The organism is Lysinibacillus antri (assembly GCF_003977595.1).
Lineage (GTDB): Bacteria > Bacillota > Bacilli > Bacillales_A > Planococcaceae > Ureibacillus > Ureibacillus antri.
Window position 1 is genome coordinate 1 of the sequence record NZ_RYYR01000029.1, and the last position, 23,365, is coordinate 23,365.

Consider the following 23,365-nt stretch of genomic DNA (forward strand, 5'->3'; position numbering starts at 1 on the left):
TTCAATCGTATGCTTACTTCGCCCCATAAAAAATACCCCCCAACAGATAAACAGATTTTGTTTTTTCATCTGTCTACCTATTGGGGAGCATATCAAATTTGATTGCCTCGACTTTCATGCTTTTTGAGTGACAAGTACCGTAATAATATACCATACAGTTTAAAAGTTGGGTTTGAAATTAGTTATATTGAAATGGATTGCGTGAAGTTCTGCGATTTGCACGTGTTTTTTTCAAGTAGAGGGTTTTAATTTTTTTATGTAAGAGATCATCCTTTGCTGGTGTGCTTGTGATAAAATAGCTAATTTCTTTTGGTTCAATTGATCGCCCATTGATTAGGTAGTTTTGATTCAAATATTCTGCCGTTTTTTCAATATTGCCAAACAACGAATACGTAAAAACAACAACTTGTGCAAAATCTTGAGGTTGGTAGTTTTCAATGAGGTTTACGTACTCTTGAAGTTTTTGCAAATCTCGTTTTGCTTGCTCGAGTGTACGAAAAGTTTTCATAATAATTACCTCCCTTTAGTTTTCTGAATATTAAGTTAATATTTCTATTATTATTTTAAATTATCTAATGTATTTGTCTAGTATGGACTCTAGGTTTTTAGATATATCAATTAGGAAGCTAGCTCAACTCTATAAAAAAGAAAAGAAACCCTGTTAAATTAGAGTTTCTTCCCTTATTAAGCTTTAACAGTAAAATTCCAAAATGCTGATTGTAATTCTTTTATTTTACTTCTATATCAATTAAAAGATAAAAAGAATTCAACCTGCTTTCAGATAAGGAGATTGATGTTGTAAATCTCCTTAAAAAAGGATGGACTAATCAAACCATCGCTACATCATTGCAAATCTCCGTAAACATAGTAAAAAAAACTTACAAAATATTTATGAAAAATATAGCGTACAAAATAGAACACAATTAGTTTAGAAGCTTTGACAATGAATAAAGTTCAATTTCTCAACCGAGTATTGAGAAATTGAACTTTATTATTTTGGATTTCTTTATCGTTGTAAATCCGCATTTTTCTGACAGTACCTCTAATAGTATGGAGGCTTGAGACAGAAAATTAATTAGCGCATGTGAAGATCGGTGAAAACTAAAAAAAGCTTATTACAGCTACAGCAGAAGCGACTGCTATATTTGAAGAAGCAAGAAGAAACCTTGGTGGAAGTTTTAGGGCTAAGCCTATTTTGTTTATGAAATTATTATAGATATTTAATGATATACATGAGAATTTTGAGATTCCGCTCTCGTTAGAAAAGTCTGAATATTGACATTTGATGTGAATGTTTGACATTATTGAGAAAACAGGTCCATTTATTTCTGAGGGGGGCGATGTTATGTTAACTGGTGAAAAGTTAGTACAATCCATAATTAATATATTTGGAGACTTATTACAAGTAGAAGTAGCTTATTTTACCTCAAAAGGTGAAATTTTTATAGCTACAGATGAATATAGAAAACAAAAAGGGGTGCAAGTACATTTACCATTTTTCCAAAAGTATTACTCTGAGCCAATTCAATACGTGCAAAGACCTGGGAAAATGAAAACATGTTCTGGCTGTAGGTTTCAAAACAATTGTCCATCCAAAGTAGAAATACTTATGAACTTAGTCAAAGATGATCGACATTTTGGATATATAACGTTTGTAAGTTTTACAGATGAGGGAGAAAAAAATTTATCTTCTGAACAAAAAAAATATCAATATTGGTTAGCTCGTTTAGGTGAAATTATAATTAATGTACTAAATAACGAGGGAACTTATTTATTACTTGAAACTAAGAATGGAATTGACACTAAATATGTGCTGGGCGATGCGCCGTATTTTCAATTTATTAAAACCAAATTAAATAGTATTGCAAATAGTCCATCTTCAATTGTCATAACGGGAGAAACGGGGACTGGAAAAAGTCTATTAGCTAAGTATATTCACTCAAACAGTATTACTCATAAAGGTAAATTTGTGGAGTTAAACTGTGCTAGTATTCCAGAAACTTTATTTGAAAGTGAATTATTTGGTTATGAGGAAGGTGCATTTACTGGTGCTAGTAAAAAGGGAAAACAAGGGTATTTTGAGGTTGCTGATAAAGGTACCTTATTTCTTGATGAAATTACAGAATTACCATTGCACCTTCAAGCAAAGCTATTAACTGTTTTACAAGATGGCCTTATTTATAGAGTGGGAGCAATTGAACCTAGAAAGGTAAATGTAAGAGTTATTGCTGCAACCAATAAACCATTAGAAGAGATGGTGAAAAAAGGGGAGTTTCGTGCCGATTTATACTATCGATTAAATGTCATTCCTTTAACTTTACCACCATTAAAAGAAAGAAAAGAGGAGATGGAGTACTTAATTTCCACATTACTAGAAAAGATTCAACAGAAAACAGGAAAATTTATTAAGGATTTTTCAGATGAATTTTTAGAAGAATTGAAATCCTATAATTGGCCTGGTAACATCAGAGAATTAGAAAATGTTCTAGAATACAGTATGGTAATGGAAAATTCCCTGCAATTAACAAAAGAAAGTCTACCAGTTTATATCATCGAAAATAATAGAATGCAAAATTCACGCGTAAATCCAAAGTTGTTGAAAAATATGGAAATGGAAATAATACATCAAAAACTTTTAGAGTACGGAAATGATGCTGCAGGTAAGGAACGTGTTGCAGAAGAGCTAGGTATTAGTACAAGGACGCTTTATAGAAAACTAAAAAGTAATTAAAGGAAAGCTACCAATTTTTTAGGAGTTGTCCTAAAAGGGGTATTTTAGTCAAAAACGAATTGCTAGTAAAAGGCAGAAATGTTGTTAAATCAACGTTTCTGCCTTTTTAATTTCATTCCCATTTCAATAGCCTCCATCCGTCCCCCACAATAAAAAAATCATAATACCTCATATAAATTTTTCAGCTATCGTTACAATGGCGGTAATAATTGAAATTTTGTCATTGGCAATCATTTTTTTGTCAAAAGGTGAATCTGAAATGACAGATGTGACAAAAACTAATGATTTATTATCTATGAACCTCGTAAAATCAACTTTTAAAACTTGGCATGATTTTTGCTTTGTATATATTGAGAAACAAAAAGGGGGTAGATTTATTTGCTAGATTACTTTCAATTAGGTGGGAAAATCGCTGTTGTTACAGGAGGTGCTTCAGGAATTGGTCTTGCAACCGCTAAATTATTGAGTGAATTGGGGACTAAAACCATCATTCTCGATATTGATCAGCAAAAGGGAAAGGAAACAGAACAAGCACTTCAAGAAGTTGGTTTAGATATTGAGTTTGTAAAATGTGATGTGACGAATGCACAAGACTGCCAAAGTGTGGCCGAGTTAATAGCAGGGAAATATGGAAAAGTAGATGTGCTCTTTAATAATGCAGGCATTATTCGTAGAAAAACAGTGGTGGACTTAGATGAAGCTGATTGGGATGCCGTAATTAATGTCTCATTAAAAGGTGTGTATCTATTATCTAAATATTTAATTCCACTTATGAGAAACAGTGGTGGTGGCAGTATTATCAATACTGGTTCAGGATGGGGAATAAAAGGTGGAGACAAAGCTGCCTCTTACTGTGCTGCAAAGGCAGGAGTCGTAAATTTAACAAAGGCTATGGCAATTGACCATGGACCAGAAAATATTCGTGTAAATTGTATTTGCCCTGGAGATACAGATACACCGTTACTTCGAAGTGAGGCAAAACAATTGAATATAGAGGAATCAAGTTTTTTACGTAGTTCGGCGGTTGATAGACCACTGGCAAGGTTGGGAACACCTGAAGATATTGCTAAGGGGGTACTATTCCTTGCAAGTGATTTATCTGCTTGGGTTACAGGAACGACATTAACCGTTGATGGCGGCGGCTTAGCTTAAAAAATTATATAGGAGGTATTTTATATGAGCAAAAAAGTTCATCCATATATTCCAAATATGGTGTCTGAAGTAAAACAAGAGATGTTAGATGAAATTGGTGTGCATTCAATTAAGGAACTGTATTCTTGTATTCCAGAAGAATTACAGTTTGACGGTACAATGAATATCCCAAAAGCTCTGAATGAATTAGAGTTACGTCGACATATTGAAGGACTATTAAATAAAAATTCAAGTACGAATGAATACCTTAACTTTTTAGGTGCTGGTTGTTGGCAACATTTCGTACCAGCAGTATGTGATGAAGTGAATCAACGTGCAGAATTTTTAACAGCTTATGCTGGAGAACCTTACGAAGATCATGGACGTTTCCAAGCTTTATTTGAATACCAGAGTTTAATGGCAGAACTTGTGGATATGGAAGTAGTTAATGTCCCAACATTTGATTGGGCTCAGGCCGCTGCTACATCGATTCGTATGGCCAGTCGCATTACCAAACGTTCTAAGGTCTTACTTGCTAATACAGTTTCACCTGAGCGAAAAAAGATTATTACTAACTATGGTACGCCTCAGTTAACATTTGAAGATGTGAATTTTAACCTTGATACAGGGTTAATGGATTTAGCAGATTTAGAAGAAAAATTATCGAGTGATGTTGCAGCAATTTATTTTGAAAATCCATCATACCTAGGCTTTATTGAATCACAAGGCCAAGAGATTTCTAATCTTGCTAAAAAATACGGTGCAATAATGATAGTAGGAGTAGATCCAATTTCTCTTGGAGTACTTGCACCACCAAGTCAATATGGAGCTGATATTGTGTGTGGAGACCTTCAACCACTAGGCATGCACATGAATTACAGCGGAGGGCAAGCGGGATTTATTGCGACACATAATGATCCAAAATTCGTTAATGAATACCCATCCCGATTATTTGGTATTATTCCGACTGTAAAAGAAGGTGAGTATGGTTTTGGTGACATTGCGTATGATCGTACATCTTTCGCAGATCGAGAAAACGGTAAAGAATCTGTAGGTACGCAAACTGCTCTATGGGGCATTACAGCAGGTGTTTATTTATCATTAATGGGACCAAACGGTATTTACGATTTAGGTCAAGCAATTATGCAAAATAGCCAGTACGCAGTAATGCAACTTAATAAAATTAAAAATATTCGAGGTTCAAGAATTACATCGCCATTTTTCAAAGAATTTATTATCGACTTTAATGATACAGGATTAACAGTGGAAGAAATCAATTCACAATTATTAGAGCACAAAATCTTTGGAGGCAAGGATCTATCAAAAGAGTTTCCTCAATATGGTCAATCAGCACTTTATTGTGTAACTGAAGTGCATACGAAAGAAGACATCGACAAATTAGTAAGTGTTTTATCAAAAATTGTTACGAAGTAATGAGATAGAAAGGAGATTTAAACGTGAAAAAAATTCAAAGACAGACTGTAAATATAGATTTTCATCAAGCCAAATGGAATGAGCCTATTATTTTTGAGCTGCATCAACCAGGAGAAGTTGGCGTAGAAGTACCGCAAGCTTCCGAAGAAGTTGTAAGTACAGTAGGAGATGGTGTGTCAACTTTACCCCAACATATGAAGCGAGCAAGTAAACCGAACTTACCAGAAATCGGCCAAGCACGTGTTTTACGGCATTATGTACGCCTGTCTCAAGAAACATTGGGTTCTGATTTCAATGTTGAAATTGGGCAAGGGACTTGTACGATGAAGTACATTCCAAAAATTAATGAGTTATTAATTCGCAATCCGAAAATCATGGAATTACATCCACTACAAGATGTGAGTACCGTACAGGGGATGTTAGAAATCATTCATAATATGGACTTAGCGATGCGTGAGATTTCAGGTATGGATGCATTCTCTTTCCAACCAAGTGGTGGTACACAAGCATTGTTTGCGATGGCATCAATTGTACGTAAGTATTTTGAAGTTAAGGGTGAGGCAGATCAACGTAATGAAATTATTACAACAATTTTCTCACATCCATCTCAAGCAGCAACCGCAGTTGTAAAGGGATATAAAATTATTACTCTACATCCAGATGAAAATGGATTCCCTGATATTGAAAAGTTAAAAGAAGTTGTATCTGAAAGAACTGCTGGTTTTGTCGTAGCTAACCCAGAGGATACAGGAATCTACAATTCTAAAATTAAAGAGTTTACAAAAGTTGTACATGATGCAGGTGGTATTTGCTACTACGATCAAGCGAATGCCAACGGGTTATTAGGAATTACACGTGCAAAAGAAGCAGGCTTTGATATGTGTTTCTTTAATTTACACAAGACGTTCGCAGCGCCACACATGTGTGGTGGACCAGCAACTGGTGCATTAGGAGTAACAGAGGAATTAAAACCATATTTACCAGGACCGATTGTTGAAAAAAATGGTGATCAATATGTATTAAATGATCAATTAGAGCACTCAATTGGGAAAGTACGTTCTTTCCATGGAGTAGCTCAAACGGTTTTACGCTCTTATGCATGGATTCGAGCATTAGGACCAGAGGGGCTTAAAGCAGTGGCAGAAACCGCTGTGTTAAACAATAACTACTTATATAGTAAAGTATCGAAAATTCGTGGCGCAAGCGTACCTTATGTACAAGGACAGCGTCTGGAGCAGGTTCGTTATAGTTGGGAGCAGCTTGAAAGAGAAACAGGTGTCACAACGGAGGATGTACAACGTCGTATGACAGACTTTGGTCTGCATTATTGGACAAGTCATCACCCATATATTGTGCCACAACCATTTACACTGGAACCAACAGAATCCTATTCTAAAGCAGATTTAGATGAATATATCTATGCACTTGAACAGATTTCCAAGGAAGCGTATGAAACGCCAGAAGTTGTTAAAAATGCACCACAAAATAGCACAATCCATCAATTAATTGAGGCAGACTATTTAGATGATCCTACAAAGTGGTGTATTTCATGGAGAGTATATCAAGAAAAAGTAAAAGGTAAGGAAGAAATAACAAGTTATAACTGTTAGGGGATGTTTAAATGGGAACAAGACATAGCAGTTTAGAAAAGAAGAGAGTTGTCATTACAGGGGGGGCTAGTGGTATAGGATTAGCCACAGCACAGCGTTTCGTAGAAGAGGGATCAGTCGTAGCTATTTTAGATATTAATGAAGAAAGTATTGAAAAATCGATAACAGAAAACCCTGGCATTGCAAAAGGGTATGTAGTAGATGTTAGTAATCCTGAAAATGTAAATGAAGTCTTTCAAACTATTAAAGAAGAATTAGGTGGAGTGGACGTTTTTATAGCGAATGCAGGTATTAGCGTTCGCTCTAAATTCCTTGATATCACCCATGAACAATGGAATAAAGTATTAAATATTAATCTAAATGGTGTGTTCTATACTTCCCAAGCAGCCGCAAAAATTATGGATGAGCAGGGGAAAGGTGTGATCCTCATGACCGCTTCGACAAACGGCGTGACAGGACATCCATTCTATGCGGATTACAATGCTTCAAAGGCGGGGGTTAATCTTTTAGCTAGAACGATGGCATTAGAATTGGCTCCAAATATTCGAGTAAATACGATCTGTCCAGGATATGTATTAACACCAATGCAATTGGCTGAGTATACGCCTGAAATGTTAGAGGTTGTCAATGAAGGGATTCCTTTAAAACGTCATGCTGATCCAAAAGAAATAGGGGCATTATATGCGTTCCTTGCTTCAGATGATTCAGCTTATATTACAGGGCAAACTATTGCCATTGATGGCGGAGAATTAGCTTAACCAAATAAAGTCGTAAAAAAACAAGGGAGGTATCTTATGAAGAGAAGTCTATTTTATTTTTTAATGGTATTAGTAGTTTCGTTGATGGTAGCATGTTCAGGAAATGAATCAAATGAAAAGACTGAAACAGCAGCAAGTGGAGCAGAAGAAGGTAATAGCGTAACATCCGAAATGAAATTAGTGAACGATGGAAAACTAACATTTGCAATGAGTGGTTTATTAAAACCATTAAACTATAAAGAAAATGAAAAACTAGTTGGTTTCGATGTAGAAATCGGAACTGAAATCGCGAATAGAATTGGCCTTGAACCAAACCCAGTAACCAATCCATGGGAAACGATAATTCAAGGGTTACGAGGAAATAAATACGATGCCATTATTGGGAGTATGACAGCTACTGAGGAGAGAGCGAAACAAGTTGACTTCTCAGATCCATATTATATCTCTGGTGCTACAGTATTTATCTCGAGCAAAAATGAAGACATCAAAACATTGGATGATTTAAAGGGAAAAACAATCGGTGTGATGCAAGCTAGTACTTACGTAGAGGATGCAAAAAAATATACAGATAAAATTAAGGAATTCCCAAGTGAAATCTATGCATTACAAGACCTTCCTCCAGGTCGTTTAGACGCCGTTATTACAGATAAAATTGTAGGTATTTCGGCCATGAAAGAATCTGGATTAGAAATTCAAACAGTGGGAGATGAACTTAAAAGAGAAGAGATCGCAGTAGCGATTAATAAGGATAACCTAGCGTTATTAGAAGCAATTAACAAAGCAATTGCAGATATGGTTGCTGACGGAACGTATAAAGAAATCAGTACAAAATGGTTTGGTGAAGATTTATTAAAATAAACAAATTCAAGAAATGAAAAATGCCTAGTATGTTAGAAGCATACTAGGCAAAAAATAAAAGTTTGCTATTAAACTATTTTTTAGAATAAGAGGCTATCTTTAATAATCTGAAAATTCGATAAATTCTGTCTTTGTTGCAAAAAGTCAATATTATTATATCACTTTTTCAATTAAAACAGATTTTAGATGCGTTAAAATAAATGTTCTCCTTCTACACCCACATACTTAAAGAGGTTAGGTGATTTATATGGAGTTTTTAGCAAATACAGCATCGATATTCCAAAAACACGGGATGGAGTTTTTAAAAGCAACTGTTTTGACAATTGAGTTAACCATTGTTTCCCTATTAATTGCTTGTATTATTGGGCTAGTTTTTGCTTTTTTTAAAGTTTCTAATATAAAGATATTAGAGAAAATTGCTAACGCTTACATTTTTATTGTTCGTGGTATGCCACTTATAGTACAACTTATGTTCTTGTACTATGGTATTTCTAGTATTTTTATTCTATCAGATTTTGCAGCTGGAGCTATTGCACTTGGAATCCATTCAGGGGCCTATATTGCAGAAATTTTCCGAGGATCCATTCAATCTATTGATAAGGGACAAATGGAGGCCGGAAGATCTTTGGGAATGACGTATTTTAAAACAATGAGGCGAATTATTTTGCCGCAGAGTTTTAAGAGGGCTATTCCAGCATTGGCCAATCAATTCATTATTGGATTAAAAGATTCTTCTTTAGTAGCCTATATTGCAGTATCAGAATTATTTAACCATGCTTTATCAGCTCAAGCCTACAATTACATGCCTTTAGAAACATACTTCGTCGTGGGAATGTACTATCTAATTTTAGTTCTAATATTCACGCTGTTATTCAATAAACTTGAAAATCGAATGGATGTTGGAAAGGGGAAAAAACATGATAAAGTTGAAGTCGCTTTCTAAATCATTTGGTAAATTAAAGGTTTTAAAAGATATAAGCTTAGAGATAAAAAAATCTGAAGTAGTTGTTTTAATAGGAGCTAGTGGTTCAGGAAAAAGTACTTTATTACGTTGTATGAATTTTTTAGAAATATTAGATGAAGGTACTATAAGTATCAATGATGAGATTATTGATATTCAAAAAACTAACTTAAATCATGTTAGAGAAAATATGGGCATGGTATTTCAGCATTTCAATTTATTTCCTCATTTAAGTGTTTTACAAAATGTTATCGAAGCACCAATTCAGGTAAAGAAGCAAAGTAAAGAAGAAGCCACTAAAAAAGCAATGGAGTTATTAACTCGAGTTGGATTAGTCGATAAAGCAAACTATTATCCTGAGCAATTATCTGGGGGCCAAAAGCAACGGGTTGCGATTGCAAGAGCACTTGCGATGAATCCAAGTGTGATGCTGTTTGATGAACCGACATCGGCACTGGATCCTGAATTAGTTGGGGAAGTATTAGAAACAATGAAAAACCTAGCAAGAGAAGGCATGACAATGGTAATTGTAACGCATGAAATGGGCTTTGCGAGAGAAGTTGCCGATAGAGTCATTATGCTAGCCGACGGAAAAATCATTGAGGAGGGACCTCCTGCAGAAATTTTTAAAACTCCAAAGGAAGAAAGAACAGTTAGATTTTTACAACAGGTTTTATGAATTATTATGTTAAGTCAGGAGATGGTATTAGATGTTAAAAACATATGATGAGGTATTAAAGGTTACGAATGATCTTGTAAATATTGAGAGTATTGTTAATACTGAAGGCGAGATTGATATATCAACATCACTTGCTAAAACAATTTCTACCCTCCCATACTTTCAAAAAAATCCTGATTATGTGTTTACTTCACAAACAATAGATGATGAGATTGAAAGATATAACGTATTTGCGTTTGTCAGAGGTACAAAAGCAAATAGCAATAAAACGGTTGTATTAATGGGACATATGGATACGGTAGGAATAGATGATTATAACAACTTAAAGGAAAAGGCATGTTTTCCGAATGAGCTTCAGGAAGCATTAAAAAATGAGAAGGTTCCTCCATTAGTTAAAAAGCATTTGGAATCGAATGAATGGTTATTTGGCAGAGGCACATTAGATATGAAAAGCGGTGTTGCAAGCAATTATTATTTATTAAAGTATTTTTCAGAACATCCTGAAGAATTGAATGGAAATCTTGTATTCTTTGCTGAATGTGATGAGGAAGATAGCTCACATGGGGTATTATCAGGTTTAAATGATTTGAAAAGATTGAAAAAGGAATATGGATTTGAATATGAAGCATTAATTAATTCCGATTTTGTTGCTCCTCGGTATGAAGGGGATGAAAATAGATATATTTATAAAGGTACTGTCGGGAAGTTACTTCCATCCTTTTATATAACTGGCGCTGAAAGTCATGTAGGATCGAGTTTTGAGGGACTTGACCCTAACTATATTGCTGCAGAGTTAACTAGACAAATTGCATATAATCCGGAGCTATGCGATAAAGCTTTAGGTGAGACACCTATGCCACCTGTTACTTTGAAGCAAACAGATTTTAAAGAGACGTATACAGTTCAGACAGCACTTGCTTCATATGTTTACTATAATTTCTTTGTTCATTCATGGTCGCCTAAAGAAGTTCTTGAGAAGCTAAAAATACAGGCTGAAATTGCATTTAATAATGTGGTAACAAATCTAAATAATCATTATAAGAGGTATTGCGAAATCAGCGAACAGGAATATACAACATTACCGTGGAAACCGAGAGTGTTGTTTTATGAGGAATTAGAACAGTCTATTATTTCACAATCTGGTGAAAGCTACAAGGAGCATATGAAGAAATTTAAAGAAGACTTATTAGAAAATAAGGAAATAGATGTACGTATGTTTTCGGCGAGAGTGGTAGAAGAAACCTGGAAATGGGCAAAGGATAAGAGCCCTGCAATCATTATTTTTTATTCTTCGCTCTATTCACCACGTGTAGAGGTGACTGGGAAAAATGGAAAAGAAAAAAATCTATTAGCAGCTTTAGATTATGCTATTGAAAAAGTTCAACCTCATTATAATAAGCCAATCGTACAGAGAAATTATTTCCCTTACATTTGTGATATGAGCTGCGTAGCAATAAATGACGATGAAGTAAGCATCAGGTCAGTGATTACCAATAACCCTAGTTGGGGAACAAAACATTATGTAGACTATGATGCCATTAGGGAACTAAATATCCCGGCAATTAATATTGGTCCGTATGGCTATGACGCACATAACCGATATGAGAGAACTGAATTAAAATATACAATGGAAATAATGCCTAATTTAACAAAACTAGTAATAGATAAGTTACTTGAGAATTAGTTAATATCCGCAGTTTCCCCTCGTTACTGCATTAAGAAGAGGCTTTACTCTATTTTGTAGTAAAGCCTTCATTCGTTAAAATAACATATTTAAAACTTATAGCTCTACCTGTTTAGTAGCAGGTTTTATTGCATTCTGTAAATTTGGGCCGTTGCTTTTTAGGGCCTGATTTTATTCAAAATACATAACCAACCCCACGCTCTTTCTTTTGCCTAAAAGAAACTAATAGGGGTATCACCAACATTTCGTACCTTTTACTAGTATATTACAATTTACTAAATGAGTACGGAAAAAAGGTATTCTAACCATGGATTTGACAAAAAATTAGACATCTATGTTTTAAAATCAACTGCGACAACAAACTTGTTCGTTTGCTGCCGCAATCGCTTTTAACATAGATGTGCAGCTCTAAAATCCCAAGCGTGGCGGATCCCGGACGCCACCACGCCTGCGATTTAAGAGCTGTATTTTTTGTAAAATCGCGCTCTGTTATTAAGTTTGGTGCTGTATAAAGTGAAATCCACTCAATATGGGATATAGATAACATTTGAAAATGTTGTCTGTATCCCAATTATACTTTTAAGAGCTATACACCTCTTTTATTTCCCCAAACGAGTGCGTGTAGCTGCGGCAGTACTTTGACGTCCTTTAATTCTTCATCTATCATCACTCTGTCAATTAGCGCTTGATACTTCTTCAATAAATGGCTGATTAACCGTACATTGTCCATCGAAGTAATGTCATCATTTCCGACTTGGAGATAAAAAGGAATATTCGGATATCGAGTATGAACTTGCTTTGCATAAGCATAGTCCTCTTCATTAAATATAACGATTTTGAGGGATATATGCTGATTGCTGTTTCGATTCCTAAGTTTTCCTAATATATCAGAGAGCATAGAAAAATCTGTTGTCATCCCAGAACTAGGAGGCTTTGGTGAAATCGTTAGCTCATCGATGTCATACAGCCAATCTTGCCATTTGCTTCCTTGTGTCTCCACACCAATTTTTATGTTATTGTCTTTTAAAATCGCAATAAGCATATCTAAATTTCGGAGAAGGGCAGGATTCCCTCCTGAGATTGTGACGAATGAAAAGCCATTACCCCCAAGGCGTTTCAACTCAGACCAAATCTCTTCTGCTGTCATTTGTACAATGAGCTGCTTACCACTACCATCCCAGGTAAACGATGAGTCACACCAGGAACAAGAATAATCACAGCCAGCAGTGCGTACAAACATTGTCTTCTGGCCTACTACCATTCCTTCACCTTGAATCGTTGGACCAAAAATTTCTATAACGGGCACCTTACTCAATTTCCATCCATTCCCTTCTCGCTTCGGCATAGCTTGTAGGAGTTTCATAAAGCCTGACAAATTCTATACGTGCTCCGTTATATCGTTGTTCATCAAGCAAGGTTTCAGCCAACCTTTCATAAATCCAGACAACGATATTCTCTGCCGTCGTATTCATCGGCGGAAGAGTTTCATTTAAATAGCGATGATCTAAATAAACTTCTATTTTTTGCTTCCATATTTCCTTTATGTCGCCAAAATCAAGCATTATGCCCCGTTCATCTGTATAACCGCTCAATCCCAAAACAACACGATATGTATGACCATGGAGGTTTTTACATTTCCCCTCATAGTTATGTAAATGATGGGCAGCGTCAAAGGCGAACTCTTTGCTTACGAGAACACGTTTTGCATGATAGTTTAATTGACTTTTTTGAATATCTTCATCTATTTTTTGTAGCCTATCAACAATTCTAAAATCAAACATGCCTTAAGACTCCTTCCTAGAACGTAAATACTCGTCAAGACCGTTTCTCCGTAGCTTACATGCCGGACATTCACCGCAACCATCTGCAATTATACCGTTATAGCAAGTCAATGTTCTTTCACGAACAAATTCAAATGCTCCGAGCTGATCCGCAAGTTCCCATGTTTGTGCTTTGTTCAGCCACATCAGTGGTGTATCAATCACAAAAGTATCGTCCATCGATAAATTTAATGTTACGTTCAAGGATTTAATAAAAATATCTCGGCAATCAGGATATCCACTAAAATCCGTTTCACATACTCCCGTCACGATATGTTTCGCTCCTACTTGGCTCGCTAATATGCCAGCAAATGAAAGGAAGAGTAAATTACGGCCAGGTACAAAAGTAGAAGGAAGCTCTCCTTCTTGTCCGTCTTCTACCTTTATTTCCTCTCGTGTTAATGCATTTGGAGTAAGCTGATTCAAAAGCGACATATCAAGTACATGATGCCTGATACCTAGCTCCTTCGCTATCTCTATTGCACATTCAATTTCACTACGGTGCCTTTGACCATAATCAAAAGTTACTGCTTCAATCTCTTCAAAACGTTCTTTTGCCCAAAACAGACAAGTGGTGCTGTCCTGACCTCCACTAAATACAACGATTGCTTTTTTCTCTCTCATCTGCAAAAACCCCCTTATAATATTAAAGCCTTTAAACCTTCTTCAAACTTGCGAACAGACATAAAAAACCTCCCTTGTAAAATGTTTCCCACATTTCTCAAGAGAGGCGATACCAATCATTCTATTAAAACATATGAATAAAACAGAAAAAGCCACATCCTATATGGACATGGCGTATTGTCATGTTTCCATAGTTTTTTATAGAGGGTATTAGCTATGAACCTCTCCCGTTTTCTTCCGGGTATTCCTTCATAATGGTATAGTAAATAACTGAAACTTTCAAATATAATTTTATTCTTGCGCCATTCGAACAATGCTTCTCTGCAAAAATCACCTTTTGGCAACTCTACCTGTGATCATGCTTCATGTCTATCTCATAAAAGTTCTGTATGGTAAACAGTTAATTCAGCTATTTGTTCTTGACATCTATAAATGATCTAGAAATTTAATGACCTATATTATTCCATTAATGGTGAACTTAGTATATAATAGGTAGAGTTCGCGCTATATTACTAGGAGGAATATATGGTGGTAGAATATTCAATGGATTTAGAAATAGAATCTAAATTTCATCAATTACAAACAATGATGATTGATGTAGGTATGGTAAAGGGTTTAGCTCATCCAGAAACGGTTAAATATAGCCAAGAATTAGATATGCTTATAAACCACATTCAAAAAATTAGCCCGATAATTAATAATGTTACTAACAGATAACATTTACATAAAAACAGTGCATTAAAAAACAGAACCTTCTCTGTTTCTTAATGCACTTTTATTATCCCTGCAACACCTGACCACAAGCAGAGCACCGTTTCACCGCACTAGCATTACCTTTCCCACAAATACTAATAATTGCCCCAGCAAGCGCCTTCGCTATATCCTCAAAACGATTATCAAACAACATATTATCCGACGCATTTGAAATAAACCCAACTTCCAACAACACAGCAGGGGAGTAGGTTTCTCTCAAGACGTGGAAGTTTGCAGTCTTTACGCCACGATCCCTAAAACCAATCCCAACCAAAGCCTTTTGAATAGCCGTGGCAAGTGGCATGGACTTACTGTTGTTAATGGTAAATACGAATGTTTCAACACCATTTGCACTTGGGTTGGCCGCTGCGTTTCGGTGGAATGAAATGAAATAATCGTACTTTTTCTTTCGCTCCATGTTGCTCCGCTCCGTTAGTGTTAGAGCTTTATCAGTGGTTCGTGTTTCATCAACCTGAATGCCGGCAGCTCTCACAATCGAAGCCACAGATTTACCAAGCTTTAGCACATCATTAGACTCTTTTCTTTGACCATTTATAGCACCTGGATCATTACCGCCATGACCATAATCAAACATTAGTAACATCAATCATCCCCCCGTTTTGAATAATTATGCTTTCTCGTAAAAATAGAAATTTGTTAGGAAGTGACCTCTTCCTTCAAAAAGGACATCTTTAGATTACTTACATCAATCACTGCAGACTGCGTATAATGTCTTGTCATACTTACTGATTTATGACCCAGCAAGTATTGAATCTTTTCAATAGGAATCTCTTTTTCCATCAAAAGCGTCGCAAATGTATGGCGTAATACGTGACAACTAAATGGGATGCCCGTCTTCTCAGAGAACCTTGTCGCATACGTCTGTAGGGTGCGCTTACTCACTCGAAAAGCTGGCAAACTCGAAACATCTAAAGTAGATAGATAATTAAACAGCACTTCAGTAGCCTTCCTATCAACAACTGGAATGCATCGATTGCTTCCCCATTTAGCATTCTTAATATCAATAAACAATTGATCGCCCTCTACCTTAAAATCCTCGGCTAATAGGTTGGTAACTTCGCTCACACGTGCACCAGATCCCAGCATTAAATAAAAGGCAGCTCGTGCATTTGGGCGCAGGGAATCGATATAAGCGTAAAAATGAACCAATTGTCTATCTGTAAGCCGCTCTTGTTTGTAGTGGGGTACTTTAATACGAAGTAGATTCGTAATTGGATTGGTCTTTACCACCTCGTAAAGCACCAGGTAATCAAAATAGCCCTTCAAACAAGAGATAATGGCATTCACTGTGCGTTCGGATTTATTTTGCATTAGCAGACACTCTTTAAAATCCAACAGATCCATTGGTTTTAAATTTTTGAGATCATAGTTTTCGTTGTATGCCCAGGACAAAAATGCAGTTAGGTGGTATCTGTACGTTTCGACTGTATTTGTAGCCTTTCTTTCTAATCGCAAATGCCTTAAATATTCCTCGAATAAAGCCATATCTCATTCCCCCTAAAATCGAAAAATTTGGCGAAAACATCGACTTGCACTTATTTGAGAATATGTCGTATAGTAATTTCTACAAATGGCTTTTTAAAAACTTTCCGTCAGTCGGAAAGTTTATTGTTTAGACTATTGATGCTATCTGTAAGGGATTCGATTCTTTTTTCCATGCGTATCAAAAGGTAGATGGATATTAAGAACGAAAAACCGTAATCAAAATAGCTGAAAAGTTCTTCCATATTCAATTACGACCTCGTCAATTTAAATTCCGTTAGCACACTGGTCGTACTAACATCAATGTTTAAAATATCTCCAAGGTTTTGACCGCATGATTTACAAAGATCGAGGTCTCCCATAAGAAAAGTACCTGTTTTAGCATCATTAATAGATAGTTTAAAATAGATATCCTTTACGCGATTGCAACACTCACATTTTTTGTATACGGTATGAGCGAGCGTTGTCATTTGTAAAGCATTACCCATAATACAACCTCCTCATCTGATATAAAATAAGCCAGGCTAATGAAATTGCCCTTCATCGCCTGGCCTCACCCTTACTCAACTACAATGCCGAAATCACTTGAAACTGTTTCTACTGTTTTAGCCCCTTTAAGCTTTGCTGGCATATCACCATCTGGACCATTAATCTTTGTTAGTAAACGTAAGTCATTCACTAACTCCATGAATGTTTGAACTTCCTCAGCTGTTAGATCCTCGCGTGGGTCTGCTAGGCTAATTGAAACACTTTTGCCTTCATAGTTCGTAAATTCCATTTGTAAAACCGTTTTTGTATCCATCATGTCACCTCCTTAAATTCGCTAAAGCAGCGTTAATTATTGAATAACCCCTTCATACACCACACGTTCGAAGCCTGTTAAATTGTACTTAATCAAGTTGCTGATCCCGTCAATCACTTGATTTGCCTCATCTGCGGTAATATCATTTCTTACCCCAGATAGCGTTACGCGTTTTTTCTTTGGCTTTCCATTTTCCATACCCACTTCAAACTCAAAGATAAAATTCGTTTTACTCGTTAAATAAGAAGCCATACTCCCACCTCCTTCCAATATTTGAGAACATTATATAAAGGTTGATATTTTATGTCATTATCTAACTAGAAAGTTTCATAAATTAATATATTTTGCGGATTTTTATTATTTTGAAAGTAAAGAGAACTAGTTGAAAGGCGCCATTTGACAAAAAATGCAGCTCTTACATCGCAGGCGTGGTGGCGTCCGGGATCCGCCACGCTTGGGATGTTAGAGCTGCACATCTATGTTAAAAGCGATTGCGGCAGCAAACGAACAAGTTTGTTGTCGCAGTGGATTTTAAAACATAGATGTCTAATTTTTTGTCAAATCCGAGGTGAAGAGGTTAGTTAGAAGGTGAATGAGATTTCTAATGCATAGGAAGGATAATTTGGGTTCAAAAAAAAGACCTATCATAAGATAGATCTGGTTGTATAACAGTCGCGCCTGTTTGCGGAATAACCTCTTCTATGAACAGTATCGTCGTACTGTGCAGTAAATGACCTTGTTTTCTCAAAATAAGCACAGGTGTTGAAAAAAAGATTACTTAAAATGTAATTGTCTCTTAGGCCTGTCCCAGGAAGTAAGGGTAGGCCGTCTTATTAGTTAAACGTGACATTTACCGTATAATCAATACTCTTAAAAAATTCCTTTAACACTTTTTCTGCATTTTTCTCTGCAGTATCTAGTAAACCACTAGAGATGGCTCCTTGACGAATTTTCTCTTGTGCCTCAGCGACCAACTCAAACCCCTCATTCATTTTAATATCAGTACGGAGAATACCATTCTTGTCCACTGCTTGTATTTTATCCATCTGTACTGATGGTTCCTGAATAATCTCTGCATGAGGAAGGGTAATATCTATCTCTTTCTTTTCTTCATTGATATCCATGTCCTTAGAAGTAATCCCTTTCAAATCAACACCTGCAATAACTGTCGCAGGTACAACTAATAGAACTTCTCGCTTTGTTCCTGGTAAATTAATATTCAAGAAATTCTTAGTATCCTCTTGGTGTAGAACCTCTTTCACATAAGCTTCAGCTGTTGCCAATGTGGCTAGCTGTTGAACACGTTCAACAAACGTGACAGACTCTTGTTTGGAGGTACTGCCCCAAAATAGCGGTGTTACTCTTAAAGCGATGACTAAAGCTAAAGAAATAACGACAGCCATGATTAAAATATTCTTCAATCTACCAATTTTTAAGAAAGACTTAAATATTCCTTTCGGTGGAGATAAATGTCTTGAGTTATGATCTACCGCAATAGTTGCAGCACTTTGCTGTTGTGCTTCCTCTAATTCTATTAATCGTTTTTCTAACTGTGCAATTTTTCCGTCCTTTTCTTCTATAATTTCTCTATTTGTATCCATTTTTCTTCACCTTTCATTTTTAGTAAAGTAATCTTCCAGAACTTTAAGAGAAATTGATTAATACACTAGTTAATTTAATATCTATTTCTCTGTATAACAGCTTGTCAACTTTTCAGAATTTTATTACTGTAAATATTCAATATTCGACAAATTTCTATGAAAATCCTCCCGAAAAACATATTAAAAATAGCACCTATCAATGACTGTCGTTTGTAAGTGCAAACTAGGAAGAAAAGTCAAAATAATTTCTCTTCAACAATCTAGGTAATTCCAATAGTGCCTTATAACTTATTGAACTACCAATCTTTTTTGTATCCATTAAAAACAACTGTTCCTCTATCTCTATAATAATTTGATCAGTCTGGTACCCCATTTCACAATTCTCACAAATTATCGCAGGTGTTTAATAAACAGCTTTGTTACGCAGTAAGAGTCTACTACGTAATATAAGAGTTCATCCACGATATGGTCTTTAATGGTATAAGGAATAATCTCATGAAACAATAAAAATAAGTTAGGCAACGAATTGTTCATTATCTAGCTTTCTTTTACTCAATTATTGGCTAGGAGATTAAATTTTGAGAGTGATTTAATTTAAGTTATGGCTGTTAGTAGGCAGTCTTTTTTAGGGCTTTTAAGTGTCATAACTATAAAATGACTTTTTATTTTAAAAAGGGGAAGGGGGACGATTTTCAGCTGCCTGTCTTCAAGGTTTTTTTCTGACAGAAGTGATTTGTATTTTCCGATGCAAGCCAGTTGAAAATAGGATTTTTGTTGTGGCATGTTCCCCATATTAGAAGGAGATTTTCCTTTATTGAGAAGCGGTCAACGAGAGGGGACGGGTTGCAATAATAAGGTGTTATAGCAGTTATATCACTGAACCGAAATCTATAACACGTTATGGTTCCGGGTAGTTCGTCGAGATGGCTTGGGCTTAAAGAAAATAGGATGTCGATCTACCCGGAAATGGCAACGCGTCCCCTCGGTGTCAGAAGGGGTTCGGGAGGGGCAACCACGGCTGTTGGAAACTTTGTATAGAAAGCGAATTGTTAGAAGATGAACGTGCTACAGAAGCGGCCAACGAGAGGGGACGGGTTGCAATAATAAGGTGTTATAGCAGTTATAACACTGAGCCTGCATCTATAACACGTTATGGTTCCGGGTAGTTCGTCGAGTGGACTTGGGCATAAAAAAGCTAGGGTGTCGATCTACCCGAAAATTGTAACGCGTCCCCTCGGTGTCAGAAGGGTTTTGGGAGTGGCAACCACGGCTGTTAGGTCCTTTGTATAGAAAGGTAATTGTTAGAAGGTGGAATTTCTACAGAAGCGTCCCCTCGATTTGATAAGAATTTGGATTTTACGCCAAAATAAAAACCCGGAAATTACTCCGGGTTTGATTACACTTACTATTCATCCTCCATGACACACTGCCTCGCTTTTCGCATTTAATCTTAAGATCTACCTAAGAAAATTTTGCTTAGCTTACTCAGTTCGATGGTCCTTCTGAGCTAACAAAACATCCCACTCATCGGGTTAACCCTCCTAGTCACTTGGATTGGAAGTGAAATCTTAAATAGTATAGGACCATTTTGTTTTTTAATACGTATTATTTTTTGTAAAATCAGAGTTGCCAATATTAACTTGAGGATAAGATCGTACACAATTACGTCCATCATGCTTAGCTTGATATAATGCCTTATCAGCGGAGGCGATTAAGTTCATGGATGGGGTACATTTTGTTGGCATCATTGTTGTAGTACCCAAACTAATAGTGATCCATTGGCTAATTTTCGAACTAGAATGAGGGATTTCTAAGTTTTCGATTGCGATGCGAATATTTTCTGCAACCTTTCTCGCTCCCTCTTCTTCTGTTTCTGGTAGAATGATACCGAATTCTTCTCCGCCATATCGGTAGACACCATCTGATGGTCTTTGTAATACATTTTTAATGGTTTGGGCTACTAGTTTTAAGCATTCATCGCCACCTTGATGACCGTATGTATCGTTAAAGGCTTTAAAACAATCAATATCCAGCATAATCAGAGACAATGAAGTGGAGTTTTGAATCGCCCGTTGCCATTCCATTTCTAGGTTTTCATCAAACGAACGGCGATTTTTCACACCTGTTAGTCCATCAGTTGAAGAAAGATGCCTCAATAATTCATTGGCTTCATACAGTTTTTGTTCAGCCAATTTCCGTTCAGAGATATCTTCAATGATTATTTGGAAAGCAGGCTTATCCATATATTCAATAGGAGTTGCGATAACTTCTACATCAATAATAGACCCTTCGGAGCGAATATATTTTTCTTCTAATAAATTAACAGCCTCATTTGACTCCAACTTTTGAATACGGTCCTTAACAACTTCATGATAATCTGGATGAATATGTTCAATGATGTGATGACCAATGAGATCTTCTGGAGAAGAAAACTTAAGGAGCCGAACACTGGCTGGGTTTGCATAAACAATTTTCCCTTCTTGGTGAACGATAATCGCATTAGGTGAAGATTCCACTAATTCACGATAACGCTTCTCGCTTTTCTGTACGGAATGCATTTGCAACTGAATCATTTCAGCCATTTCATTAAAAGTTTCTCCGAGTTCCTGAAGTTCAATCGGATATTTAGCGTACGAAGATGGTTTTATACGATAATCATATTTGGCTTTTCCCATTCGATGTGCACCTTTTAGAACGGCATTAATTGGCTCCACAATCTGTTTGGAAAGTAAAAATGTAGCTCCTAAGCCGACCATAAGTACAATAAGTAGAATTACGGTTAATAACATCCTTAATCGATAGAAAGGATTAAAAATATCATCCTCTGAAATTTCGCCAATGATTAGCCATTTATAATCATTAACCCAGCGATAATCACCGAAAACTGTGGATCCGCTGTAATCTTGATAGCTTTGACTTACTTTTTTATTTTGCATAGCTAGGCTGAGAATATCCGTATCAATTTTTTCAATAGAACTCGATTCCATATCTTGCTTAATTGACTGAGGAAATCTCAGGTCGGTTAATAACTGCCCATCCCGATTTACGAGGTAAGTTTGTCCCGTTTCACTAAAACGAAATTTCTTCATTACTTCATTAATCGTATCCATTCGAACTGCTCCAAAAACTAAACCCTGAAATTGTTGATTGTTATCTAAGACAGGGGAAGAAAAAATGATAATGGCTTGATTGGATTGCCTTCCGATCAAAACATCACTGACATAAGGTTTCCCTTTTTTTGCCTCTTTGAAATATTGGCGATCAGATAAATCAATGCCTATAGGTCCTGAAGTATCAATTTCACTTATACCAGACTTATTAACAAAAACAACACCATTAAATTCATCATGATTATGATCAAAGCTCTCGAATGCTTCCTTCATTTTTTCTTTATCCATTTCTTTCACTGCAGGAAGTTGAGAAGCTGTCTGTATGTATGTGGCCTTTTCATTAAACCAATTTTCAATAAATAATTGCTGCAGGTTAATCATTTGTTCAATATTATTTTGCGCCTCATTTTCCCGAAATTCTTTTACATAAATGGTAAATGGTATATAACAAAAAAACATGAATAATAAAATTACACATATTAACCAAAATCGTATTATTCTTTTTAAACTGTAAAGGTGGAGAAAGTTATAGAACTTTTGTAACACTTATTTCACTACTTTCCAAAAATTAAGGAATAATGAAGATTTTAACATTACTTTAGTAATAGGTAAATGCTAATTAATTTGAAAATTATGAGGAAAATCATTGTAATGAGTTTTCTGTTCTTTATTCCAATTTTTTCTTAAAAATAATACTTAAAAATAATTTATTGAAAGGATATTTTTTTCCGTACTCATTTCTTTATGGAAATTAGAATTTTTTTACGCTAGTGTTACACTTGATTTTTACATCATAAATTCCACAAATAACAAGCTGATTCGTAAGATATTGGTTAGTAATATATTGTTGAAGCTGCGTTGTACGTACGAATATTAAGTTTTAACCTTTATGCTGTAAAAGGGAGTTTTAGATCGAAGGTGGAATGGCGAGCGTCACTTGTGTGCATGACGATATACAGGAAATCTTTTGCGAACACCCACTTTGAGGAGTGGTGGTTTAAAACTTTCTATAATAACTACGACAAGGCGGCTTCGCGTTTCATAGTGAACTTCCAAAGCACTCTCTTTTCGGGGGTGCTTTTTTTATTGCCTAGTCTAATGAAGTACGTAACGAATAATGCTTATTTTTTAAAAATAAAATTGTGTATTGATAATGGAACCAATAGAATGAAAGTTCTTATAAAACTAGCTACTTACATGAAAATTTGGATCTTAATAGAGAAGGGTTAAGGAAGCTATAGCATGAGGGATGATTGATATAACAAATATAGTAAGTTATGGATATCGTAATGGGGATATTTGTTAT

23 protein-coding genes, 1 other RNA gene, 1 pseudogene and 1 riboswitch are annotated in these 23,365 nt (G+C 35.8%); of the genes and pseudogenes, 12 read left to right on the top strand and 13 right to left on the bottom strand.

Going from position 1 to position 23,365, the window contains the following annotated elements; translation table 11 throughout:
- Positions 1–178: 178 nt before the first annotated feature.
- Positions 179–508, bottom strand: coding sequence for a hypothetical protein (locus EK386_RS16195; RefSeq protein WP_126660224.1), 330 nt, complete (start codon positions 506–508; stop codon positions 179–181).
- A gap of 263 nt (positions 509–771) precedes the next feature.
- Here EK386_RS16195 and EK386_RS20660 point away from each other — a divergent pair, with 263 nt between their 5' ends.
- From EK386_RS20660 to EK386_RS16245, 10 genes are all read left to right on the top strand, one after another.
- Positions 772–927 carry a LuxR C-terminal-related transcriptional regulator gene (locus EK386_RS20660; RefSeq protein WP_369333526.1) on the top strand — a complete coding sequence of 52 codons (156 nt, stop codon included), beginning with the start codon at positions 772–774 and terminating at the stop codon, positions 925–927.
- Positions 928–1,345: 418 nt separating this feature from the next.
- Positions 1,346–2,731, top strand: coding sequence for a sigma-54 interaction domain-containing protein (locus EK386_RS16205; protein ID WP_126660225.1), 1,386 nt, complete (start codon positions 1,346–1,348; stop codon positions 2,729–2,731).
- 378 nt (positions 2,732–3,109) lie between these two features.
- Positions 3,110–3,883 carry an SDR family NAD(P)-dependent oxidoreductase gene (locus EK386_RS16210; RefSeq protein WP_126660226.1) on the top strand — a complete coding sequence of 258 codons (774 nt, stop codon included), beginning with the start codon at positions 3,110–3,112 and terminating at the stop codon, positions 3,881–3,883.
- A 24-nt stretch (positions 3,884–3,907) separates the two neighbouring features.
- On the top strand, positions 3,908–5,296 hold the full coding sequence (gene gcvPA / locus EK386_RS16215) for an aminomethyl-transferring glycine dehydrogenase subunit GcvPA (RefSeq protein ID WP_126660227.1): 1,389 nt from the start codon (positions 3,908–3,910) through the stop codon (positions 5,294–5,296).
- Between the two features lie 23 nt (positions 5,297–5,319).
- Positions 5,320–6,906: an aminomethyl-transferring glycine dehydrogenase subunit GcvPB gene (gene gcvPB, locus EK386_RS16220; protein WP_126660228.1), complete on the top strand. Its 1,587-nt coding sequence runs from the start codon at positions 5,320–5,322 to the stop codon at positions 6,904–6,906.
- Positions 6,907–6,917: 11 nt separating this feature from the next.
- A complete protein-coding gene (locus tag EK386_RS16225; protein WP_126660229.1) occupies positions 6,918–7,664 on the top strand; it encodes an SDR family NAD(P)-dependent oxidoreductase in 747 nt (248 codons plus the stop codon).
- A 36-nt stretch (positions 7,665–7,700) separates the two neighbouring features.
- Positions 7,701–8,522 carry a transporter substrate-binding domain-containing protein gene (locus tag EK386_RS16230; RefSeq protein WP_126660230.1) on the top strand — a complete coding sequence of 274 codons (822 nt, stop codon included), beginning with the start codon at positions 7,701–7,703 and terminating at the stop codon, positions 8,520–8,522.
- 247 nt (positions 8,523–8,769) lie between these two features.
- Positions 8,770–9,465 (top strand): amino acid ABC transporter permease, encoded by a 696-nt coding sequence (locus EK386_RS16235; RefSeq protein WP_126660231.1) that lies wholly within the window; start codon positions 8,770–8,772, stop codon positions 9,463–9,465.
- Positions 9,440–10,162 carry an amino acid ABC transporter ATP-binding protein gene (locus tag EK386_RS16240; RefSeq protein WP_126660232.1) on the top strand — a complete coding sequence of 241 codons (723 nt, stop codon included), beginning with the start codon at positions 9,440–9,442 and terminating at the stop codon, positions 10,160–10,162. The genes EK386_RS16235 and EK386_RS16240 overlap by 26 nt, the downstream gene beginning before the upstream one ends.
- A 31-nt stretch (positions 10,163–10,193) precedes the next feature.
- Complete coding sequence (locus tag EK386_RS16245) at positions 10,194–11,846, top strand: M20/M25/M40 family metallo-hydrolase (RefSeq protein WP_126660233.1); 1,653 nt, start codon at positions 10,194–10,196, stop codon at positions 11,844–11,846.
- Between the two features lie 586 nt (positions 11,847–12,432).
- On the opposite strand, the gene queE is transcribed toward EK386_RS16245, so the two are convergent.
- From queE to queC, 3 genes are read right to left on the bottom strand one after another with little or no spacing between them, the layout of a single operon-like run.
- A complete protein-coding gene (queE, locus tag EK386_RS16250) occupies positions 12,433–13,161 on the bottom strand; it encodes a 7-carboxy-7-deazaguanine synthase QueE (protein ID WP_126660234.1) in 729 nt (242 codons plus the stop codon).
- Positions 13,154–13,627 (bottom strand): 6-carboxytetrahydropterin synthase QueD, encoded by a 474-nt coding sequence (gene queD, locus EK386_RS16255; protein WP_126660235.1) that lies wholly within the window; start codon positions 13,625–13,627, stop codon positions 13,154–13,156. Before queD ends, queE begins: the two co-directional genes overlap by 8 nt.
- 3 nt (positions 13,628–13,630) lie before the next feature.
- Entirely contained in the window at positions 13,631–14,290 is a 660-nt protein-coding gene (gene queC, locus EK386_RS16260; protein ID WP_126660236.1) for a 7-cyano-7-deazaguanine synthase QueC, read from the bottom strand.
- A gap of 184 nt (positions 14,291–14,474) precedes the next feature.
- Positions 14,475–14,521: riboswitch (PreQ1 riboswitch) on the bottom strand.
- Between the two features lie 294 nt (positions 14,522–14,815).
- Between queC and EK386_RS16265 the strand changes: the two genes are divergently transcribed.
- Complete coding sequence (locus tag EK386_RS16265) at positions 14,816–15,007, top strand: aspartyl-phosphate phosphatase Spo0E family protein (RefSeq protein ID WP_126660237.1); 192 nt, start codon at positions 14,816–14,818, stop codon at positions 15,005–15,007.
- Between the two features lie 61 nt (positions 15,008–15,068).
- On the opposite strand, the gene EK386_RS16270 is transcribed toward EK386_RS16265, so the two are convergent.
- From EK386_RS16270 to EK386_RS16310, 9 genes and pseudogenes are all read right to left on the bottom strand, one after another.
- Positions 15,069–15,647: an N-acetylmuramoyl-L-alanine amidase family protein gene (locus tag EK386_RS16270; RefSeq protein ID WP_126660238.1), complete on the bottom strand. Its 579-nt coding sequence runs from the start codon at positions 15,645–15,647 to the stop codon at positions 15,069–15,071.
- A gap of 53 nt (positions 15,648–15,700) precedes the next feature.
- Positions 15,701–16,549 carry a tyrosine-type recombinase/integrase gene (locus tag EK386_RS16275; protein ID WP_126660239.1) on the bottom strand — a complete coding sequence of 283 codons (849 nt, stop codon included), beginning with the start codon at positions 16,547–16,549 and terminating at the stop codon, positions 15,701–15,703.
- Positions 16,550–16,656: 107 nt separating this feature from the next.
- Positions 16,657–16,791, bottom strand: a complete 135-nt coding sequence (locus EK386_RS20625; protein ID WP_179966051.1) for a YvrJ family protein — start codon at positions 16,789–16,791, stop codon at positions 16,657–16,659.
- A gap of 6 nt (positions 16,792–16,797) precedes the next feature.
- Positions 16,798–17,034: a hypothetical protein gene (locus EK386_RS20245; RefSeq protein WP_126660241.1), complete on the bottom strand. Its 237-nt coding sequence runs from the start codon at positions 17,032–17,034 to the stop codon at positions 16,798–16,800.
- 71 nt (positions 17,035–17,105) lie between these two features.
- Positions 17,106–17,348 carry a DUF2922 domain-containing protein gene (locus EK386_RS16290; RefSeq protein ID WP_158674452.1) on the bottom strand — a complete coding sequence of 81 codons (243 nt, stop codon included), beginning with the start codon at positions 17,346–17,348 and terminating at the stop codon, positions 17,106–17,108.
- Between the two features lie 36 nt (positions 17,349–17,384).
- Complete coding sequence (locus EK386_RS16295; protein WP_126660243.1) at positions 17,385–17,600, bottom strand: DUF1659 domain-containing protein; 216 nt, start codon at positions 17,598–17,600, stop codon at positions 17,385–17,387.
- Positions 17,601–18,181: 581 nt separating this feature from the next.
- Positions 18,182–18,949: a DUF4230 domain-containing protein gene (locus tag EK386_RS16300; protein WP_126660244.1), complete on the bottom strand. Its 768-nt coding sequence runs from the start codon at positions 18,947–18,949 to the stop codon at positions 18,182–18,184.
- A 223-nt stretch (positions 18,950–19,172) separates the two neighbouring features.
- A pseudogene (locus EK386_RS16305) lies at positions 19,173–19,352 on the bottom strand (YokU family protein); the annotation flags it as partial.
- A gap of 1,192 nt (positions 19,353–20,544) precedes the next feature.
- Positions 20,545–22,518 (bottom strand): diguanylate cyclase domain-containing protein, encoded by a 1,974-nt coding sequence (locus EK386_RS16310; RefSeq protein ID WP_126660246.1) that lies wholly within the window; start codon positions 22,516–22,518, stop codon positions 20,545–20,547.
- Between the two features lie 388 nt (positions 22,519–22,906).
- Here EK386_RS16310 and ssrS point away from each other — a divergent pair.
- Positions 22,907–23,096: non-coding RNA, 6S RNA (ssrS, locus tag EK386_RS16315), on the top strand.
- The last annotated feature ends 269 nt before the right edge of the window (positions 23,097–23,365 follow it).

Coding starts and splice junctions, on each gene's coding strand:
- EK386_RS16300 (WP_126660244.1), bottom strand. CDS start 18,949: ATGGATACAAATAGAGAAATTATAGAAGAAAAGGACGGAAAAATTGCA.
- EK386_RS16265 (WP_126660237.1), top strand. CDS start 14,816: ATGGTGGTAGAATATTCAATGGATTTAGAAATAGAATCTAAATTTCAT.
- EK386_RS16230 (WP_126660230.1), top strand. CDS start 7,701: ATGAAGAGAAGTCTATTTTATTTTTTAATGGTATTAGTAGTTTCGTTG.
- gcvPA (WP_126660227.1), top strand. CDS start 3,908: ATGAGCAAAAAAGTTCATCCATATATTCCAAATATGGTGTCTGAAGTA.
- EK386_RS16310 (WP_126660246.1), bottom strand. CDS start 22,518: ATGTTTTTTTGTTATATACCATTTACCATTTATGTAAAAGAATTTCGG.
- EK386_RS20625 (WP_179966051.1), bottom strand. CDS start 16,791: ATGGAAGAACTTTTCAGCTATTTTGATTACGGTTTTTCGTTCTTAATA.
- EK386_RS16235 (WP_126660231.1), top strand. CDS start 8,770: ATGGAGTTTTTAGCAAATACAGCATCGATATTCCAAAAACACGGGATG.
- EK386_RS16225 (WP_126660229.1), top strand. CDS start 6,918: ATGGGAACAAGACATAGCAGTTTAGAAAAGAAGAGAGTTGTCATTACA.
- EK386_RS16275 (WP_126660239.1), bottom strand. CDS start 16,549: ATGGCTTTATTCGAGGAATATTTAAGGCATTTGCGATTAGAAAGAAAG.
- EK386_RS16240 (WP_126660232.1), top strand. CDS start 9,440: ATGATAAAGTTGAAGTCGCTTTCTAAATCATTTGGTAAATTAAAGGTT.
- EK386_RS16245 (WP_126660233.1), top strand. CDS start 10,194: ATGTTAAAAACATATGATGAGGTATTAAAGGTTACGAATGATCTTGTA.
- EK386_RS16195 (WP_126660224.1), bottom strand. CDS start 508: ATGAAAACTTTTCGTACACTCGAGCAAGCAAAACGAGATTTGCAAAAA.
- EK386_RS16205 (WP_126660225.1), top strand. CDS start 1,346: ATGTTAACTGGTGAAAAGTTAGTACAATCCATAATTAATATATTTGGA.
- EK386_RS16295 (WP_126660243.1), bottom strand. CDS start 17,600: ATGGCTTCTTATTTAACGAGTAAAACGAATTTTATCTTTGAGTTTGAA.
- queC (WP_126660236.1), bottom strand. CDS start 14,290: ATGAGAGAGAAAAAAGCAATCGTTGTATTTAGTGGAGGTCAGGACAGC.
- EK386_RS16290 (WP_158674452.1), bottom strand. CDS start 17,348: ATGGATACAAAAACGGTTTTACAAATGGAATTTACGAACTATGAAGGC.
- EK386_RS16270 (WP_126660238.1), bottom strand. CDS start 15,647: ATGTTACTAATGTTTGATTATGGTCATGGCGGTAATGATCCAGGTGCT.
- EK386_RS20245 (WP_126660241.1), bottom strand. CDS start 17,034: ATGGGTAATGCTTTACAAATGACAACGCTCGCTCATACCGTATACAAA.
- queD (WP_126660235.1), bottom strand. CDS start 13,627: ATGTTTGATTTTAGAATTGTTGATAGGCTACAAAAAATAGATGAAGAT.